The organism is Streptomyces sp. NPDC001904, from assembly GCF_040297005.1.
GTDB lineage: Bacteria > Actinomycetota > Actinomycetes > Streptomycetales > Streptomycetaceae > Streptomyces.
On record NZ_JBEOYI010000006.1, the window covers coordinates 279431 to 295033 of the forward strand.

Genomic DNA, 15603 nt, shown 5'->3' on the forward strand with positions numbered 1-15603 from the left:
CGGGGCCGTCTTCAGCGCTTGGTGCGTTTCCTCGCCTCGGTGAGTACGCGGCCGCGCTCCATGAATCCGACACCGCGGTCTTTGAGGATCTTGTCCACGTGGTGCTGCTTGCTGCCGCCGCGCAGCAGCTCCGCGGCTTCGGCGACCAGGGCGTCCGGCGAGGCGGCGGGCCGGGGACTCGGCACGTGAGCACGGTTCGCGGGCGCCCGCGGAGAACTCACGCTCACCCTGAGGGGGCGCGTGCGAAGGGCGAAGCGGACCCCGAACCGCGTGGCGATCAGGAACACGCCGAGCGCCCAGAAGAGCACGAGGATGCCGATGAACTTCAGGACGTCCACGACCAGCGGCCCGGTATAGGTCTTCTCGTCACCGATCGAGCCCAGGGGCGCCATCAGGAGGACGACCCCCACGATCACCCGCCGGTTCCGCTGCCAGAACGTCTGTGTCGCGGCCGGTCGCGGGCTTCGGGCGGTCGGGGCCGCGGGCCTCGCAGACCCGGGGGTGCCGCGCTGGACACGGCGTGCCGGCTCGTTGACGGGTGTCATCGTCCCGTCGAGGCGGTACGTGAAGAGAGCGATGTTCCATTCTTTGGCGTAGGCCACGGCGGTGGACGCGTAGTCGCTGCCGGTGAAGAAGATCAGTTGTGCGGTCGATCCGTAGGGCCGCGCTCCCACGAAGCGCTGCAGCTCCGGGCGGCCGACCTGGGCCGCCTGGTACTTGACCTGGCCCAGAGCGCCGGCGGAGCGGACATCGATGCCCCCGTCCGGACCGCCCGGACCGGCGGTGGCATCGCCGTACCCCCAGTACCGCATCCAGCGAGCCGCGTTGAGCTCGGCCTGTTGCCACGACGACAGTTGCGTCGGGCGGGGCGGCACCACCCCGGACGGCATGTCAGCCACTGTCCCCCCTCATGTACGTACTTTCCCCCTTGCCCGGCACCTGGCAGGCCTGCGCGCGCAGGCGGAACGGTCGGCGGCCGAGCCGACCTATGGTAGGCGGTACCGTCCCGTGCGGGGCCCGGCCGGTGTCGTGTCCGGGCCCCGCACGGGACGGGTGCGTCAGCGCTTCATGAGAGCGAAGACGCCCCAGCCGAGGTGTTCACGCGTGGCGCGGGCGTAGCGGGCGGGCTCGTCGGTGAGTTCCTCCCGTACCTCGGGGGCCATGGCGTCGTCCGGGTTCGCGTCGAGCCAGCGGCGCATGCTGAGCCACTGGGCGGCGGCGTACCGGTCCCAGCTGTCCTGGTCGGCCAGCGTCATTTCCACGACGTCGTACCCCAGACCCTGGAACTGCCCGATCAGGTCGGGGAGTTCGAGGAAATCGGCGACGGCCGTGGCGTGGCAGTCCTCGGCGGTCCGCTCGTCCGGCGGGGTCCGCCGCCAGTACGGCTCGCCGATCAGCATCAGGCCGCCGGGCCGAAGGCTCCGCTCGAGCAGCTCGATCGTTCCGGCGAGGCCGTCGCCGATCCACGTGGCGCCGATGCAGGCGGCCAGATCGACCGGCTCGTCCGCGACGTGACCGGCGGCGTCCCCGTGCAGGAACTCGACCCGGTCGCCGACACCGAGTTCGGCGGCGCGGGCCTTGGCCTGCTCGGTGAAGAGGGTGCTGATGTCGACGCCGGTCCCGGTGAAGCCCAGGTCCCGCGCCCAGGTGCAGAGCATCTCGCCCGAGCCGCTGGCCAGGTCGAGCATCCGGGTGCCGGGGGCGAGGCGCAGCGATTCCCCCAGGGAGGCGAGCTTGGCCGCCGTGAGCGGGTTGTGGATCCGGTGGCCGCTCTCGCGGATGGTGAAGATGCGGGGAAGGTCCATGACCTGAGTCCTTTCTGTCATGCCTGGCGGAAGGAGTCGAAGCGCCCGTCGCGGACGACGGACGGCACGGCCGGGACCGGGACCGGGACGGCCGATGGGACTACGACGCACGCGGACGCAGCAGGACCAGGAGGATGGAGAGAACGGGGAGTGAGTCGATGAGACACGGTGGAGACCCTTTGGCAGGGGGCCCCGCCGGATGGCAGGCATGCCGGAACCAGTCCTCCGCGGGAGGAGCGGGAAGGCAGGCGTGAGTCAGGCCGAGGCCCGGGAAGTGAGGATGATCCGGGCACCGCGGACAGCGGTGGTCTCCACAGCGACCATGCAACTCACCTCCTGACATCTCCATGAGCGACGGTGTCGTCACTTCTCTGGCAAAGGTAACACCCGACTCGCCGTCGAGGCAGTGAAGGACAACCTCTGCGCTTCCTGCCACAACCACAGGAATATCCTGTGCCGCATGACCCTCAACCAGCTCAGGGCCTTCGTCGAAGCGGAGCGTCTCGGGTCGTTCACCGCCGCGGCGCGGGCCATGGACATCGCCCAGGCATCGGCCTCCGAACTGGTGCGCCGCCTGGAGGCGGAACTCGACGCCGAGCTGTTCGCGCGCGGCAGCCGCACCCTGACACTGACCTCGGCGGGGCAGGAACTGCTGCCCTACGCCCAGCAGTCCGTGAACGCCGCCGACAGCGGCACGCGCGCCGTGCACTCCCTCGGCTCGCTCGGCGGCGGCACCGCCACCTTCGGGGTCCTGCGCAACGCCGACTACTACCTGCTGTCCAACCTGGTCCAGATGTTCCACGCCCGCTACCCGTCGGTGCGGGTACGGCTCGTGGGGCAGAACTCGGCGGAGACGGCGGCCGCCGTGGCGGCGGGACGCATCGAGGCGGGCCTGGTCGTGCTCCCCATCGACGACGAGGAACTGCAGGTGACGCCACTGCTGCGCGACGAGGTGCACTACGTCAGCGCCAGCGAGGAGCGCACCCGTACGCCGGTGACCATCGAGGACTTCGCCCGGGCGCCCCTCGTCCTGTACGACGCCCACTACGGCTGGCAGGACCCGACGCGGCGGCAGCTCGCGGAACGTTCCCAGTTCGCCGGGGTCCGCATCGACCCGCTGATCGAGCTCGAACACATCGAGGCCGCGCTCAAGCTGGTGGCGGCCGGGGTCGGCGACACGATCGCCAGCCGTGCGGTGGTCGACAGTCCGGCCTTCCCTGCGGGGCTGCGCACCGTTCCCTTCGCCGATCCCCTCTACGACACCATCGCGCTGGTACGACGCCGGGGGCACCCGCTGTCCCGCGCCACCCGCGAACTCGTCCGCATCGCCGAGGACACCCTGCGCGAGATCCGCTCCGAACGCGGCTTCTGACCGGCTCCCCGTGCAGCCCACTCTCACGTACAGGGAAACCCTGTGGATCGGACAGGAATCGCCCCTCTAGTCCTGTGGCAGCAGCCCGTCTAGCGTCCTCGCCATGCAGATCACGCACGACGAAGCACAGGCCCTCCCTCCCCTCAAGTGGCTCAAGAAGCCGTCCGTCGACGGTCCGCCCGCCCAGCGCGACCCGAAGGTCGTCGAGCGCGTCTCCGAGATGCTCGGGGAGATCGAGCGCAAGGGCATGGACGCGGTGCGCGCCTACGCCCAGGAGCTGGACGGCTGGTCCGGTGAACTCGAGGTTCCGGCAGCCGAGTTGAAGAAGTCGGGCGACGCCCTGCCCGCGGACGTCCGCACCGCCCTGGAGATGGGCTACGAGCGCACCCACCGCTTCGCCGCCGCACAGCGCGAGCACCTGACGGACTTCGAGATCGAGCTGGCCCCCGGCGTGCGGGGCGGCCAGCGCTACGTGCCCGTCTCCCGCGTCGGCGCCTACCTGCCCGCCGGCCGCTTCCCGCTGCTCGCCAGCGCGTTCATGACGGTCAACGTCGCCAAGACGGCGGGCGTGCCCACGGTCGTGGCGTGCACCCCGCCGTCGGGTGAGCACGGCGCTCACCCCGCGGTGCTGTACGGCGCCTACCTGTCGCGCGCCGACCGTGTCTTCGCCCTCGGCGGCGTCCAGGCGCTCGGCGCGATGGCCTTCGGTCTGCTGGGCGAGGCCCCGGTCGACATGCTGGTCGGCGCCGGGAACGCCTTCGTCACGGAGGCCAAGCGTCAGCTGTTCGGCCAGGTCGGCATCGACCTCCTCGCCGGCCCCTCGGAGGTCGCGGTCATCGCCGACGCCTCCGCCGACCCGGAGTGGGTGGCGGCGGACCTGCTGGGTCAGGCCGAGCACGGCCCCAACTCCCCCGCCGCGCTGATCACCACGTCCGAGGAGACGGGCCTCGCCGTCGTCGCGGAGATGGAGCGCCAGCTCGCCACCCTCACCACCCGTGACATCGCCGGTCCCGCCTGGCGCGACTTCGGTTCCGTGATCGTGGTGGAGGACCGGGACGCAGCCGTCGCCGTGGCGGACGTCATCGCCCCCGAGCACCTCGAGGTGCACACCGAGGACGACGACTTCTACCTGGAGAACCTCACCAACTACGGTTCGCTGTTCATCGGGCAGTGGTCCACAGTCGCGTACTCCGACAAGGGCATCGCCGGCACCAACCACGTGCTGCCGACGGGCAAGACGGCGCGCTACAACGCCGGTCTGTCGGTCTCGCGCTTCCTCAAGCCGCTGACGTACCAGCGGGCCGCGAAGGAAGGCACGGCCGCGCTGGCTCCGGCCGTCGAGCGGATCTCCGCCTTCGAGGGCCTGGCGGCCCACGGCGCGACCGCGACGCTGCGCATCGACCGGATCGGCCGCACCTCCGGCGCGTTCGACTCCGTCCCCGGCGCGCTGCGCGAGCAGCTCTGACCGCTGCGTTCACCACCGGGCCGGGGCCGGCGACGGCCGTCCCCGGCCCACCCCTCCTGGGGGGCATGCGCCTCGGTCAGGCGCGGCGCGGCTCCCCCTCGTACGCGAGCAGTCGCACACGAGCAGTCGCACACGAGCCAAGGATCCTCCCATGCAACATCCCTCCCCACCGTCGTCTCCCGCCACGGGCGACACAGAGCCGTCCTCCGCCACGGGCGCGACGCTCACGCAGGGCCTGAAGGGCCGCCAGATCACGATGATCTCCATCGGCGGGGTGATCGGTGCCGGGCTCTTCGTCGGCTCGTCGGCCGCCGTGGCCACCGCGGGTCCGGCGGTGATCGTCTCGTTCCTGCTGGCCGCCGCCCTGGTGGTGCTCGTCATGCAGATGCTCGGCGAGATGGCCGTCGCCAACCCCGACACGGGCTCGTTCTCCACGTACGCGGACCGGGCGCTCGGCCGCTGGGCCGGTTTCTCGATCGGGTACCTGTACTGGTGGTTCTACATCCTCGTCATCCCCATCGAGGCGATCGCCGCCGGGGAGGTCGTCTCGGGCCTCACGTCGGTCCCCAGCTGGATCCCGGCCCTCGCGGTGATCCTCGTGCTGACCGGCAGCAATCTGCTGGCGGTGCGCAATTACGGGGAGTTCGAGTACTGGTTCTCGCTGATCAAGGTCGTCGCGATCGTGGCGTTCCTGGTCCTCGGGGTGCTCGCCGTGCTCGGGCTGCTGCCCGGGTCCGACACGCACGGGGTGTCGAACCTGTGGAGCCACGGCGGCTTCGCCCCGAAGGGTGTCACGGCGGTCCTGGCCGGACTGCTCACGGCGATGTTCAGCTTCCAGGGCAGCGAGATCGTGACCATCGCGGCCGCGGAGTCCGAGGAGCCGCGCAAGAACATCAAGAAGGCGATCCGCGCGGTCGTCTGGCGCCTGGGCCTCTTCTACATCGGTTCGATCCTCGTCGTGGTCTGCCTCGTGCCCTGGAACGCCGACGACCTGGCGACCGGCTCCTACCAGGCCGTCCTGGACCGGATGAACATCCCGGGAGCCGCGCGGATCATGGACGTGGTGCTCGTCGTGGCCGTGTGCAGCTGCCTCAACTCGGCCGTCTACACGGCATCGCGGATGCTGTTCTCACTGGCCGGACGGGGTGACGCCCCGGCCGCCTTCGCCCGCACCTCGACGCACGGAGTGCCCCGCAACGCGGTGCTCGCGTCGACCGTCGTCGGGATCGCCGCGGTGATCGCCAACTATCTGCTGCCGGACGTGTTCTCGTACCTCATCGCCTCCAGCGGGGCGATCGCGCTGATGATGTACATGGTCATCGCGCTGACGCAGTACGCCGTGCGCCGCAAGGACGGCCGGCCGACCGAGGTACGCATGTGGGGCTTCCCCTACCTGACGCTCGCCACCATCGCGTTCATCGCCGGGGTCCTGGTACTGATGGCCGTACTGCCGGGCCACCGGCTCGAGTTGTGGCTCTCGCTCGGGCTCGCCGCCGTCCTCGCCGCCGTGGGGGTGGTGCGCCAGCGCCGTCTCGCAGCGGCCGCCACCACGTCCGGACCCGTCCGCGAAGCCACCCGGACCTGACGGTTCAGCGGGCCTCGGCGTGGGTGGCCCGCGGGACGAACTCGGTCGGCAGGACGAGCCGTTCGCCCGCCGGATCGACGTCCCCGCCGATCCGGCGGACCAGCAACCTGGCCGCCTGGCAGGCGAGTTCACTCAGATCGTGCCGGACGGTGGTCAGCCGGAACACCTCCCAGGCCGCCATGGGCAGGTCGTCGAAGCCGACGACGGTGAGGTCGTCGGGGACCTTGACGCCCGCCTTGAGCGCGGCGTTGAGCACGCCGATGGCGACCACGTCGTTGCCGCAGAACACTGCGGTGGGCGGCTCCGCGGCCGCCAGGAGCGCGGGCAGCGCCGCGTACCCCGTCTCGTACTCGAACGCGCCACGCACCACCCGGTCCTCCGGCAACCCGATACCGGCGTCGGCCAGGGCCAGCCGGAAGCCCAGCTCGCGCTCGCGTCCCGTCGTGGTGTTGGACGCCCCGAAGATGCCCGCGATCCGGCGGTGGCCGAGGCCGACGAGCTCCTTCGCGACGAGGCGTCCACCGCCTTCGTTGTCGACGACGGAGGCGAAGTCGCCGGCCTGGCCGGTGTCCCGGTTCAAGAAGACGTAGGGCATGCCGCGCCGCTCCAGCAGGGCGGGCAGGCGCGAGTCGGTGGTCGCCGTGGCGAGGACGACGCCGTCGAGGGACTGGTCCAGGAGTTTCTCCTCGGCGACCGCCTCGTCGGAGTGCTCGGTGAGCAGCATCATCCGGTAGCCGAGCTGCCGCAGCTCGTCGTGGAGCGGGGCGACGACATGCGGGTAGAACGGATTGGTCATGTCGGTCACGATGACGCCGACGCGCCGGGTGGCCCGGGTCGACAGGGTGCGGCCCGCTTCACTGGGGACGTAGTTGAGCGCCTGGGCGGCCCGCCTGACCTTCTCGCGCGTGGCCGGAGAGACCCGGGGGTCGTCACGCAGGGCGCGGGACACCGTGGGCTGCGAGACACCCGCGAGTCTCGCCACGTCGTGACTCGTGATCGCCATGACTCTCTCCTCGTCGACACCGCGTACCGCCCGGGCCCAGAATCCGCCGTCAGGCCCGGCCAGTATACGTACGCCCTCGCCGTATACGTATGTCGCTCCCGGATTCCCAGACCTCCCGAGCGGGATTCATCAGGTTCTCCCCCTTGACAGGGCACACCTCCGACACCTGTCATGGCAATGCATACGTATTCCAGTCTTGCTGATTCTCGTTGCCCAGGGAGCACCCATGCCCGATGTCGTCGTGTCCACTTCCGAGCTGGAGCAGCGCACGGTGCGCCGCAGTGACTTCGTCTCCTGCAACCAGGCCTTCATCGACTGCCGCACGCCCGGCTCGGACCGGAAGGAGAACTACGCCATGATCGGGCCGGGCGTCTCCCAGTCCTCCGGCCAGCACGTCAATCTCCGACTGCCGCACGGCTACAACATCGGTGCCGCCGCCATGCCGCACGGCATCACCAACAACCTGCACCTGCACTACACCGCCGAGGTGTTCATCTGCACCGACGGCGAGTACCTGCTGCGCTGGGGCGCCGACGGCACCGAGGGTGAACTGCCACTGAAGGCAGGGGACATCGCCTCCGTCCCCACGTGGATCTTCCGCGGCTTCACCAACACGGGCCCGGACGACGGCTGGCTGTTCACCGTGCTCGGCATGGACAGGACCGGCGGCATCATCTGGGGCCCCTCCGTCCTGCGCGAGGCGGCGCAGCACGGCCTGCACCTCACTGCCGACAACCAGCTCGTCGACACCGTCGCCGGGGACACCCTCCCGCCGGAGTCCGAGCTGGTCACCCCCATGGCGCAGGAGCACATCGACCGGCTGCGGCACTACAGCCCCGAGGAGATGCGGCGCCGGGTCGCCGGGTCCGACGATCTCGTGTGGTCGGAGCACCCCTTCCTCGACAGCTCCCTGCCCGGTGGCGGGGCGCGGCTGAGCTGCGTCATCGGCTACGGCATGACCGAGGACCCGCACCAGGAGCCGCGCGTGTTCAACCCGCACGGCCACAATCTCGCCTGGCTGCGCGCCGAGCCCGGCCAGGGTGTCTCGCAGCACCGGCAGCACGAGACCCAGACCCTGATCGTCAAGAGCGGTCAGTGGGAGGTCACGCTCAACCGCACCGACCAGGTCGCGGTGCGCCTCGGCCCGCGCGACATGCTGTCGGTGCCGCAGGACGCGTGGCGCACGCTGCGCAACGTCGGCGACGAGGAGGGCGACCTCCTGGTGGTCAACTCCGGGGACGGCCGCGTCCGGCTGGAGTGGGACGAGGAGGTCCTCAAGGCCGCCGCCGACGCGGGCCTGGGCCTGGACCACAACGGGTACGTCGCCCCGTACGCGCTGCTGCCCCGCTCCGCGCGGCGCTGGTGACCGGCGTGCCGCTGCCCCTGGTCGTGGTGCCCGGCATGCTCTGCGACGCGAGCCTGTGGGCGGAGGTCGCCTTCCCCGAGGGCCACGACGTCCACCATGTCGCGCTGACCCGTCCGGACATCGGCGTGCTCGCGGACGATGTGCTGGATGCTGTGGCCGGGCCGTTCGTCCTCGTCGGGCTGAGCCTGGGGGCGATCGTCGGGTTCGAGGCGCTGCGGCGGGCGCCGGAGCGGGTGGCGGGGCTGTGCGTGATGGCGACGAACGCCGCCGGGCCGAACGCAGAACAGCGTTTCGCCTGGGAGGAGTTGGACGAACTGATCGCGGTCGGCCGGTTCGCGGACGTGGTCGAGCGCACGCTGCCGGACATGTTCCCCGACCGCCGGCCGACCCCGGCGGGCGCCGAGCGCTACCGCCGCATGGCCCAGGCCGTCGGCCCCACCGCCGGGCGCGTCCAGCTGGCCGCCCAGGCCACCCGGAGGGACGCGTTCACGGCGCTGCGTTCCGCTCGCTGCCCCTCCGTCGTCCTCTCGGGCAGCCGGGACGCGCTGTGCCCGCCCGCCTTCCACCACGCCATTGCCGAGGCCCTGCCCCATGCACGTCTGCGCGAACTGCCGGACGCCGGACACCTGGTGCCGTGGCAGCGACCGGACGCGGTGAGCGCGGCGTTGCGCGACGTGGTCACAGCGGCGGCCGCCGCCCCAGCCCCCTGAACGTCTCAAGACGTCCCATCCAGAAGCGAGTTGAAGAGAGCCGTCATGCCTCGATTCCTCAAGTCCCCCGTCCCCGCCGCTCAGGTGACCGCCGCCCGCGCGGACGTCGCCGAGCGGGTGCGCGCCATCCTCGACGACATCCGCGAGCGCGGTGACGAGGCGGTGCGCCAGTACTCGGAGAAGTTCGACAACTGGAGCCCGGAGTCCTTCCGCCTGTCGCCGGAGGAGATCGAGCGCATCGTCGCCGGTGTCCCGCAGCAGGTCCTCGACGACATCCGCTTCGTGCAGGAGCAGGTGCGTACGTTCGCGCAGGCCCAGCGGGACTCGATGCTCGACGTCGACATCGAGACGCTGCCCGGCGTACGGCTCGGCCACCGGCACGTGCCCGTCTCCGCCGCCGGCGCGTACGTGCCCGGCGGCCGCTACCCGCTGACCGCGTCGGCCCACATGACCATCGTGACCGCCAAGGTCGCGGGCGTGCCCCGGGTCGCGGCCTGCACACCGCCGATCCGCGGCGAGATCCCGGCCGCGACGGTCGCGGCGATGCACCTGGCGGGGGCCGACGAGATCTACCTGCTCGGCGGCGTCCAGGCCGTCGCGGCGCTGGCCGTGGGCACCGAGACCATCGGCAGCGTGCCGATGCTGGCGGGCCCCGGCAACGCGTACGTGGCCGAGGCCAAGCGGCAGCTGTTCGGCGAGGTGGGCATCGACCTGTTCGCCGGGCCGACGGAGATCCTGGTGATCGCCGACGAGCACGCGGACCCCTTCGTGGTCGCCGTCGACCTGCTGTCCCAGGCCGAGCACGGCCCGGACTCCCCCGCCGTGCTCGTCACCACGTCCGAGGAGCTGGGCCGCGAGGTCGAGCGGCACATCGAGCGGCTGCTGCCCGGCATGCCGACGAAGGACTTTGCCGAACCGGCCTGGCGCGACCACGGCGAGATCGTCGTGACCGACACCCTCGACGAGGCCTTCGAGGTCGCCGACTCCTACGCCAGCGAACACGTGGAGGTGCTGACCGAGAACCCGCGCCAGGCGCTGGACAGGATGCGGGACTACGGCGCCCTCTTCCTCGGCGAGGGCACCTGCGTCTCCTACGGCGACAAGGTCATCGGCACCAACCACGTCCTGCCCACGCGCGGCGCCGCCCGCTACACGGGCGGCCTGTGGGTCGGCAAGTACCTCAAGACGGTCACCCACCAGGAAGTCACCGACACCGCCTCGTCGGCGCTGCTCGGCGAGGTGTGCGGGCGCGCCGCCCGCGTCGAGCTCTTCGAGGGACACGCGCGCTCCGGTGACGTACGGGCCGCGAAGTACGGCGACAAGGAGCTGACGTGGAACGGGGAGGCCGGCGCATGACCTCCGGCACCGAAGCGCCGCTCGCCGGGCGGACCGCGCTCGTCACCGGGGGCGGCAGCGGCCTGGGCCGGGCCATCACCCGGTCCCTGCTGGCCGACGGCGCCCGCGTGGTGATCACCGGCCGCGACGCGGACACCCTGAAGCGCACCGCCGACGCACTCGGTCCCTGGGTCGTCCCCCGGGTCTGCGACGTGTCCCGCCCCGCGGACGTCGACGCACTCGCCTCGGCTCTCGCGGACGAGGAGATATCGATCCTGGTCAACAACGCGGGTATCGCCGGTCCGGTGGCACCACTGACCGACATCTCACCCGAGGAGTGGGACGAGGTCTTCGACGTGAACGTACGCGGCGTGTTCCTGATGTGCCGGGCGTTCCTCCCCGCCATGACACGCCGTGGCTCCGGCGATGTCATCAACATCGCCTCCGTGTCGGGCAAGCGACCGCTGCTGCGGCGCACACCGTACTGCGCGTCGAAGATGGCGGTCATCGGCCTGACGGCCACGCTGGCGGGCGAAGTGGGCCCGCAGGGTGTCACGGTCAACTCCCTGTCTCCCGGGCCGGTTTCGGGCCCGCGCATGGAGCGCAACTTCCGGCTCGAGGCCGAGCGCACGGGCAGCAGCTACGCCGAGGCCGAGGAGGCCTTCGTGTCGCGTGCCGCGCTCGGACGGATGGTGACCGAGGACGAGGTGGGTCAGGCGGTGACCGCGATGCTGCGGATGCGTGGCATGTGCGGCGCCGACATCGACCTGTCGGCGGGGATGGTGGCACGATGAGCGCCCCTCGCACCCCGCGCCGCAGCCTCAAGCAGCGTCTGGCGGACGGCGAATCGCTGCGTGGCGCCCTGCTGCGGCTGCCTTCGGAGACGCTGGTGGAGATGGCGGGCGTAGCCGGTCTGGACTACGTGCTCATCGACTGCGAGCACGGGCCCGCGGACACGGCGCTGCTCCAGCACCACATCACGGCGGCGGAGGCCCACGGCGTCGACGTGCTCGTACGCGTCGGCACGGCCGAGCCCGCGCTGGCGCTGCGCTGCCTGGACCTGGGCGCGGCCGGCCTCGTCCACCCGCACGTGGACGGCGCCGAGGACGCCCGGCGGGCCGTGGCCGCGAGCCACTACCCGCCCTGGGGCGAGCGGGGCTTCGCCACGTACAGCAGGTCGGGACGGTTCGGCACGGTCACCGCGGCCGAACATGTGGCCGCGTCCCGCGAGACGTTGGTCGTGGCGATGATCGAGACGCGGCGCGCCTGCGCGGGCGCCGACGCGATCGCCGGCACCGAGGGCGTGGACGCGGTCCTGGTGGGCCCTGCCGATCTGGCGGCGGACTGCGGCTTCCCCGGCCCGGAGGTCGCGAACGGCCTGGTCGAGCAGGCGCACCGGGCCACCGCCGCGAACGGGCGGACGGTGATGACGATCGTCCCTGGCCTCGATGCGGCGCGGGCCGCCGAGGAGGCCGGAGCCCGGATGATCGTCTTCAACATGGCGCAGGTGCTGATGGACACCATGGGCGCCCTCGCCCGGCCGTCGGAGCCTTCGCGACCTTCAGGACCATCCGGGCCGCCCGGTCCGTCGCCGCTGTGACACCCCTTTCGCCGGCCCCGCCCGCACCTCTTGACGCCCCACTTCCGGAACTTTAACGTTCACCTCTAGTTCATACGTATGCATGCCTCGCGTGCATCCCTCGGACATCCCCTCATCCACCGCGCGATCGGAGCAGCCATGTCCTCTGCAGCGCCACCCCGCACAGCCCCCGCAGCCGCCCCCGACGAGGCGGCGAAGCGGAGTGCGATCTGCCGGGCCATCGGCGCGGGCAGCGTCGGCAACTTCGTCGAGCAGTTCGACTACGGCCTGTACGGCTACATGGCGCCGATCATGGCTCCGGCGTTCTTCCCCGAGAGCGACAGGACGGTCGCGGTGCTCGGCACGTACGCGATCATCGCGATCGCGTGTCTGGTCCGTCCCCTCGGCGGGACCGTTCTGGGCCGCTGGGGCGACCGAGTGGGCCGCAGGAAGACGCTGCTGTGGACCCTGGTGGCCATGGGTGCGTCGACCGCCCTCGTCGCGGCCCTGCCCACGTACCACCAGGTCGGCATTCTGGCGCCGCTCCTGCTCCTGGGGCTCCGCGTGGTCCAGGGGGTCGTCTCCGGCGGTGAGTACGTCGGCGCGGTGGCGTTCATCGTCGAGTGGGCCGAGCCCGACCGGCGCGCGTACTACACCTCGTACGCCTCCAACAGCTGCTTCGTCGGCACGCTCGCCGGTGCGGGTGTCGCGGCGCTGACCAGCTGGGTGTTCGAGGGTCCCGCGCTCGACTCGTGGGGCTGGCGCATACCGTTCCTGCTGGCGATCCCGCTGAGCCTGATCGGCCTGTGGATGCGCAGCCGCATCTCGGAGAGCCCGGAGTTCGTACGGGCCACCGAGGACGGCACCGATGTCGTCAAGTCGCCGGTGATCGAGGCCCTTCGTTCGCAGTGGCGTCCCATCCTGGTCTACTGCGGAATCTCGATCATGTGCGCGATCCTGTCCTATACCTGGGTGACGTTCTATCCGCAGTACCTGACGAACACGCTCGGCCTGCCCCGCTGGATGGGCCTGGCCTCCAACGCGATCTCGATCGCCGTCCTCATCCCGCTGCTGCCGCTGGCCGGCAAGCTCTCGGACCGCGTCGGACGCAAGCCGATGCTCATCACGGGCGCCGCGGCCTGCATCGTCCTCGTCCCGCTCGCCTTCTGGGTGGGAGACCGGGGCACCTTCGGCGCCGCCGTGGCCAGCCAACTCATCTACCTGGTGCCGGAGTTCTTCCTCACGGGCATCATCACGGTCTGCGCGGCGGAACTCTTCGCCACCCGTACCCGGTTCAGCGCGAGCGCCATCGCGTACAACAGCTCGTTCTCCATCTTCATGGGGATCACCCCGTTCGTGGCGACGCTGCTGGTCGACACCTTCGGTTCGATCTACGCCGTGTGGGCCTATCTGGCCGTCGGCGCCGTCCTGGCGCTCGTCGTGGTGACCGGCTTCATGACGGAGACGTACCGGAGCCGGCTGGGTGCGGACAAGTTCCCCCGCCAGGACACACCGCGGCCCGCCTGATCCGCGGTCGGCACCTCCTCTCCCGCCCATCCCCCATCAGCCCATCGCTACATACGCATTCACACCGCATTGGAACGGAAGCACCATGGCTCTGGACCCCGTCGCATACCTCCCCTACGAGGACCCGGACGACTTCATCCGCGAGGTGACCGACCGCATCTGGGTCAAGCGCGACATCGCCCACATCGTCGACAACTACGAGCCCGACTCCATCGTTCACGCCAGTCTCGGCACGGTCGTCGGGCGCGACGGCGTCATCGAGGGCAGCACGATGCGGATGGCCTCCACTCCGGGCCACATCGGGCAGGCCGAGGACGTGGTGTGGGAGGCGCGCGGAGACGACGCGTTCCTCAGCTCGCACCTGGTCTTCTCCGCCGACGAGCACCTCGTGGACGGCCGCAACATCCGTGTCCGCAAGCGCACGGTCGCCAACTGCCTCTACCGGCGCGGCCGCATGGTCGAGGAGTGGGTGGTGCGCGACGACCTGGCGGACTGCCTCCAGAAGGGCATCGACCCGGACGAGGCCGCGCGCGGCCTCCAGTTCCAGGGCTACACCGGGTCGATGACCGAGGAGCCGCCGAAGGACGTCCTCGCGGAGGGCGTCAGCGGTCCGCGCCCGGACGACTTCCGCCCGGAGTGCGAGATGGTCCTCGACTTCATCGACCAGGTCTGGTCGCAGCGCCGGCTGAACAAGGTCAACGACTTCATGGCGCGGGACCTCTTCCTGCACACCATCGGCGACCGCACGGTCATCCGCCCGGAGCGCTACCAGGCCGATCTGCTGGAGATGGTCGGCCCCTTCCCCGACGCCCGCTTCGCCGTGCGGGACGTCCAGACCCACCACGCCGAGCGGTACGCGGGCCTGCGCGTGGCCGTGACGTGGACCATGCACGGAACGTACTGCGGCATCCCCGCCTTCGGACCGCCCACCGGCCGGCCCGTCACGGTGCTGGGCGTCTCGCAGTTCCTGATCCAAGGCGGCCGCATCGTCAAGGAGGTCCGCGTGTACGACGAGATCGCGCTGCGCGCCCAGATCAACGCGGGCCGGAGCGACGACGCGGAGGTCGCGGCCAACATCTACTGACGGCTCCTGCCCTCGCGAGACATGTGCGGGCCCGGCGCAGCACGGCGCCGGGCCCGCACGCGAGACAGACGGTTCGCACATGATGGATGAGGTCAACGCCCTCTAGTGGGACGGCTGATGACGATGCATCATGCCTCTGCCCGGGGTGAACGCCCGCCCCATGGCACCCGCATTCGTGTCGTCCACGGAGGTCACCGTCATGCGTTCCAGACTCCTCGGCCTGATGGCCGTTCCCGCCGCCGCTCTCACCGCAGCGATCCTGGCGGCCTCGCCCGCCTCGGCGGCTCCGGCGGACAAACCGCAGGTACTCAGCTCCTGGACGCAGACCAGCGCGTCCAGCTACAACAGCTGGAACGCCGCGCGCCAGAACCAGAGCGCCTGGAGCGCCTACGGATTCGACTGGTCCACGGACTACTGTTCCACCTCGCCGGACAACCCCTTGGGCTTCCCGTTCAAGACGGCCTGCGCGCGCCACGACTTCGGCTACCGCAACTACAAGGCCGCGGGCACCTTCTCCGCCAACAAGGCGCGTCTCGACACCATGCTGTACGAGGACCTCAAGCGGGTCTGCGCCACCTACTCCGGCGCCAGCGCCACCTCCTGCAAGGCCCTGGCCTGGACGTACTACCAGGCGGTCGACAAGCTCGGCTCGGTCGCCCCGGCCGACGCCCTGGTGGGCTGATATCGGCCGCGTCCGCTGAGCGGACACGACCGCCCGGATGCCGTCTTGACGGTGCGCCGTCAAGAGTCCACGATCGGGCACGCACCGCGC

Annotated in this window: 14 protein-coding genes; 11 read left to right on the forward strand and 3 right to left on the reverse strand. The window is 70.9% G+C overall.

What is annotated here, in order from left to right:
- Positions 1 to 11: 11 nt before the first annotated feature.
- A complete protein-coding gene (locus ABT127_RS12715) occupies positions 12 to 890 on the reverse strand; it encodes a restriction endonuclease (RefSeq protein ID WP_351447924.1) in 879 nt (292 codons plus the stop codon).
- A 168-nt stretch (positions 891 to 1058) separates the two neighbouring features.
- Complete coding sequence (locus tag ABT127_RS12720; RefSeq protein WP_351447927.1) at positions 1059 to 1805, reverse strand: SAM-dependent methyltransferase; 747 nt, start codon at positions 1803 to 1805, stop codon at positions 1059 to 1061.
- Positions 1806 to 2265: 460 nt separating this feature from the next.
- On the opposite strand from ABT127_RS12720, the gene ABT127_RS12725 reads away from it, so the two are divergent.
- The 3 genes from ABT127_RS12725 to ABT127_RS12735 all read left to right on the forward strand — a co-directional run bounded on the left by ABT127_RS12725 (position 2266) and on the right by ABT127_RS12735 (position 6227).
- Complete coding sequence (locus tag ABT127_RS12725; RefSeq protein ID WP_351447930.1) at positions 2266 to 3177, forward strand: LysR family transcriptional regulator; 912 nt, start codon at positions 2266 to 2268, stop codon at positions 3175 to 3177.
- Between the two features lie 103 nt (positions 3178 to 3280).
- Positions 3281 to 4642 (forward strand): histidinol dehydrogenase, encoded by a 1362-nt coding sequence (gene hisD / locus ABT127_RS12730; protein WP_351447933.1) that lies wholly within the window; start codon positions 3281 to 3283, stop codon positions 4640 to 4642.
- Between the two features lie 151 nt (positions 4643 to 4793).
- Positions 4794 to 6227 (forward strand): amino acid permease, encoded by a 1434-nt coding sequence (locus tag ABT127_RS12735; RefSeq protein WP_351447936.1) that lies wholly within the window; start codon positions 4794 to 4796, stop codon positions 6225 to 6227.
- Between the two features lie 4 nt (positions 6228 to 6231).
- On the opposite strand, the gene ABT127_RS12740 is transcribed toward ABT127_RS12735, so the two are convergent.
- Entirely contained in the window at positions 6232 to 7230 is a 999-nt protein-coding gene (locus ABT127_RS12740; protein WP_351447939.1) for a LacI family DNA-binding transcriptional regulator, read from the reverse strand.
- Positions 7231 to 7456: 226 nt separating this feature from the next.
- On the opposite strand from ABT127_RS12740, the gene ABT127_RS12745 reads away from it, so the two are divergent.
- From ABT127_RS12745 to ABT127_RS12780, 8 genes are all read left to right on the forward strand, one after another.
- Entirely contained in the window at positions 7457 to 8596 is a 1140-nt protein-coding gene (locus ABT127_RS12745; RefSeq protein ID WP_351447942.1) for a cupin domain-containing protein, read from the forward strand.
- A gap of 5 nt (positions 8597 to 8601) precedes the next feature.
- The gene (locus ABT127_RS12750) at positions 8602 to 9306 is read left to right on the forward strand and encodes an alpha/beta fold hydrolase (protein ID WP_351447945.1); all 705 of its coding nucleotides are present in this window, start codon (positions 8602 to 8604) and stop codon (positions 9304 to 9306) included.
- A gap of 45 nt (positions 9307 to 9351) precedes the next feature.
- Entirely contained in the window at positions 9352 to 10662 is a 1311-nt protein-coding gene (gene hisD, locus ABT127_RS12755; RefSeq protein WP_351447948.1) for a histidinol dehydrogenase, read from the forward strand.
- Positions 10659 to 11435 carry an SDR family NAD(P)-dependent oxidoreductase gene (locus ABT127_RS12760; RefSeq protein ID WP_351447951.1) on the forward strand — a complete coding sequence of 259 codons (777 nt, stop codon included), beginning with the start codon at positions 10659 to 10661 and terminating at the stop codon, positions 11433 to 11435. The genes hisD (ABT127_RS12755) and ABT127_RS12760 overlap by 4 nt, the downstream gene beginning before the upstream one ends.
- On the forward strand, positions 11432 to 12241 hold the full coding sequence (locus tag ABT127_RS12765) for an HpcH/HpaI aldolase family protein (protein ID WP_351447954.1): 810 nt from the start codon (positions 11432 to 11434) through the stop codon (positions 12239 to 12241). The genes ABT127_RS12760 and ABT127_RS12765 overlap by 4 nt, the downstream gene beginning before the upstream one ends.
- A gap of 138 nt (positions 12242 to 12379) precedes the next feature.
- A complete protein-coding gene (locus ABT127_RS12770) occupies positions 12380 to 13747 on the forward strand; it encodes an MFS transporter (protein WP_351447955.1) in 1368 nt (455 codons plus the stop codon).
- Positions 13748 to 13832: 85 nt separating this feature from the next.
- Entirely contained in the window at positions 13833 to 14831 is a 999-nt protein-coding gene (locus tag ABT127_RS12775; protein ID WP_351447957.1) for a nuclear transport factor 2 family protein, read from the forward strand.
- 199 nt (positions 14832 to 15030) lie between these two features.
- The gene (locus ABT127_RS12780; protein WP_351447960.1) at positions 15031 to 15513 is read left to right on the forward strand and encodes a phospholipase; all 483 of its coding nucleotides are present in this window, start codon (positions 15031 to 15033) and stop codon (positions 15511 to 15513) included.
- The last annotated feature ends 90 nt before the right edge of the window (positions 15514 to 15603 follow it).